Source organism: Polaromonas sp. P1_H6 (genome assembly GCF_056405195.1).
In genome coordinates this window covers 1-3,863 of sequence record NZ_JBFUCN010000062.1, presented here as the reverse complement: position 1 = coordinate 3,863, position 3,863 = coordinate 1, and the positions used below count along the sequence as shown (strand labels likewise).

Sequence of the window (3,863 nt, the reverse complement as noted above, 5' to 3'; positions counted from 1 at the left end):
GCCGTGGGCACCACGCGCGTCGGCGACGGTTCGGGCGGCGGCGGCGGCGGCGGCGGCTGCCCCGGCGGTGCGGGCGGCGCGGAGCTGGTCGACAGCAGCGGCACCAACAACACCCAGCAGGCCACAGGCGGTAGTTCATGCAGCGACACCTCCGTGGTGACGGGTTTGAGCGTGACTGCGGCGGGTGCGGCGGGCGGGGCTTCCGTCACCGGCACGGCGCCGGCCAGCGGAAATAACGGTAGCAACGGCACTGTCACCATCACGCCGCTCAATCCGACACGGCTGATCACCAAATCCCAGCCCAGCCCGGCACTGGCCGTGAGCAGGGACAGCGTGTACACGCTGACGGTGACGGCCTCCACCTCGACGCCATTTTTCACCGCCACGGTAGGGGACCAGTTGCCGGCCAACCTGACCTATGTCGGCTGGTCCGGCACCGGCTGGACCTGCCCGACAGCGACCGGCGGCACCGGAACCCTGGTGGCCTGTACCTACAGCAGCAGCACCGCGACCACCACGGCCACGCTGAACATCACGGTGAGGCCGACATCGACCGTTAGCGTGACCAACCGCGCCTCGGTAGGCTCCGTGGGCAATACCGCCCAGCCCGCGCCGTCCACCTGCACCGGAAACAACACGCCCGTGGGTTGCGCCACGCCGGTGACCAACATTCCCACCAATGCGATCCTGAACCTGGTCAAGTCGGCGCCCAGCCCGGCCTTGAAAGTCGGCAGCAACAGCGCCTACACCCTCACGCTCACCAACACGGGCACGACGGTGAGCACCACGGCCCGCATTACCGACCAGTTACCCGCCAACCTGACTTATGTCAGTGGCGTGGGCACGGGCTGGACCTGCTCCACGGCGCCTAGCGGCGGCGGCACGCTGGTGACCTGCGACTACACCGGCTCCATCGCCATCAGTGGGACGGCCGCCGTCGTCATCACGGTCACGCCCACCAGCACGGCCAGCGTGACCAACTATGCGGCGACGGACCGGACGGGCGGCACCAACACACCGACGCCCACCACCTGTACCGCGGCCAATACCCCGACGGTGGGTTGCGCCGCCCCGGTCACGAGTACGCCGACCATCGTCACCCTGGGTCTTGTCAAATCCGCGCCCAGCCCCGCGCTGCAGGTCGGCTTCAACAGCGCGTACACGCTGACGGCGACGAATAGCGGTACCGCCGCCAGCACCACCGCCCGCATCACCGACCAGTTGCCCGCCAACCTGACCTATGTCAGTGGCGTGGGCACGGGCTGGACTTGTTCGGCGGCCAGCGGATTGGTGACTTGCAACTACAGCGGAACCCTCGCCGCCGGCGGCGGAACGGCGGCCGTGGTCATCACGGTCACGCCGACCAGCACGGCCAGCGTGACCAATTTCGCATCGATAGACCCGACGGGTGGCACGGCTCCGCCCACACCCACCACCTGTACCGCCGCGAACACCCCCAGTGCCGGTTGCGCCGCGCCGGTGACGAGTACGCCGACCAGCATCATCCTGGGCCTGGTCAAGTCGGCCCCCAGCCCCGCACTGCAGGTTCTCAGCAACAGCGCCTACACCCTCACGGTGACCAACAGCGGCACGGCCGCCAGCACAACGGCGCGTGTCGTGGACCAGTTGCCCTCCACCCTGAGCTACGTCAGCGGCGTGGGAACGGGCTGGACCTGCAGCTCGGCGGCCAATGGCGGCGGCACGCTGGTGACCTGTAATTACAGCGGCAACATCGCCGCCGGCGGCGGAACGGCCGCGCTGGTCATCACAGTCACGTCAACGAGCAATGCGGCGGTGACCAACTACGCATCGGTGGATCCCACCGGCGGTACGGCGCCTCCGGTCCCCACCACCTGCACCGCGGCCAATGCCCCGAGCGCAGGCTGCGCGGCGCCTGTGAGCAGCACGGCGGGCCGGCTGATTGCCGGCAACGTGTACAGCGACCCGAACCACAACAGCAACCTGGACGCGGGTGAAGCCGGCATAGGCGGGGCCAGCGCCCTGTGGGTCAAACTGGTGCCGCTGTCAGCCAGCGTGTGCACGGGCCCGGCCACTGCGGCCGCGTCGGTCAACCTCACCACCGGCGCCTACAGCCTGCCCAGCGTGGCGGAAGGCAGCTACTGCCTGATCCTGGATGGCAACAGCACCCTGAGCGACATCACGGCCGCCTACCCGGCCGGTTGGATCGGCACCCAGAACCCGAATGGTGTGATCCAGCTTGCGGTAGGCGCCGCGCCGCCCTCGCCGCAGAACTTCGGCCTGTACAACGGCAGCACGCTCAGCGGCAATGTATTCGCCGACAGCGGCGCCGGCGGCGGCACGGCCAACAACGGCGTGAAAGCCGGCACCGAGCCGGGCCTGGCCGGCGTCACCGTCAACGCCATGCAGGGCGCGACCACGGTGGACAGTGAACCCACGGCCAGCGACGGCAGTTTCACTCTGTGGATTCCCGGCGCCACCACCGGCACCGTGGTCCTCACGCCCGTGCTGCCGGCCGGCTACACCGCCACCGGCGGCTCGGCCGGCACCACCGGCGGCACGTACACCCGCCCCAGCGTGAGCTACACCGCCGGCTCCGGCCTGGCCCGCACCGGCATCAGCTTCGGCATGGTGGCGCCCAACACCCTGAGCCCCAACGGCGCGCAGACGGCCCAGCCCGGCACCGTGGTGTTCTACGCCCATACCTATAAAGCGGGCACCGGCGGATCGGTCACGTTCTCGATCGCCAACACCGCCACGCCGGCCAGCCCGGTCTGGAACCAGGTGCTGTACCAGGACAGCAACTGCAACGCTGCGCTGGAGGCCAGTGAGACGCAGGTCACGACGGCCATCACCGTCACCGCCGGGCAGACCGTCTGCCTGATCGTCAAACAGTTCGTGCCTGCGGGTTCCAGTCAGGGCGCGCAGAACAGCATCACGCTGAGCGCCGCCTTCACTTACACCAGCTCGGCCCCGGCACTGGGCGTCAGCACGCTGTCGGCCACCGACATCACCACGGTGGGCCAGGCCGGCGATCTGTCGCTGTCCAAGCTGGTGAGCAACATCACCCAGGCCATTCCGGCGGCCACCAGCGTGAACGCCAACCCCGGCGACACGCTGCAGTACACCTTGACGGCGACCAACAACGGCACGCAGCCGCTGTCCACGCTGTTCGTGAACGATTCCACCGCGGCTTTCACGGGATTTGTCTCCGCGGCCTGCCCGGGCTCGCTGCCCACCGGCATCACGGGCTGCACGGTGACGACGCAGCCGGCGGTCAATGCGCAAGGGGCGTTGAAGTGGACCTTTACCGGGTCGCTGGCGTCGGGGGGGCAGTTGGTGGTGACTTACCGGGTCAAGGTGGATCAGTAGGCCGGTTCTTGCTCCGGCTGGTGCGCTCTCTGCTGAGTTCTGCTGGCCGGGGGTAGCCCGGCGGCTACTCACTTTTCTTTTGCTTCGCCAAAAGAAAAKTAAGCAAAAGAAAASGCGACCCTGGTTGCTGCGTCCCTTCGCTTCGCTACGGGCAACCTGCGGTGCTCGGTCCAGACGGGGTCTCGCTAAACTCGCCTTCGGCTCAAACAACGCGATCCCTGATCCGCCTGAACCTCCGCTCCTCGGCGCATCCACAAGGGGTGGGGAAGGAATACCAATACCGAACACCTGAAGAAACAAGGACTCGCCACGGCGAGTCCTTGTTGGTATTTATCTTCTTTGTCTTTCTGTCTTTGTCCCCGCTCCCGATTGCCCCGTCCTGGCTGGGCCGAGGAGCGCAGACGTAGGCGGATCAGGGATCGCGCTTGTCTGAGCGAAGCGAGTTTGCGCGAGACCCCGCCGTAGTCGAGCACCGCAGGTTGCCCGAAGCGAAGCGTAGGGACCCAGACTGC

Annotated in this window: 1 protein-coding gene; it reads left to right on the top strand. The window is 67.8% G+C overall.

Annotation, left to right across the window (positions count from 1 at the left end):
- Positions 1–3,351, top strand: a 3,351-nt coding sequence (locus AC1D1F_RS24620; protein ID WP_477700878.1) for a hypothetical protein, incomplete at its 5' end; no start/stop codon positions are given.
- Positions 3,352–3,863 lie beyond the last annotated feature (512 nt).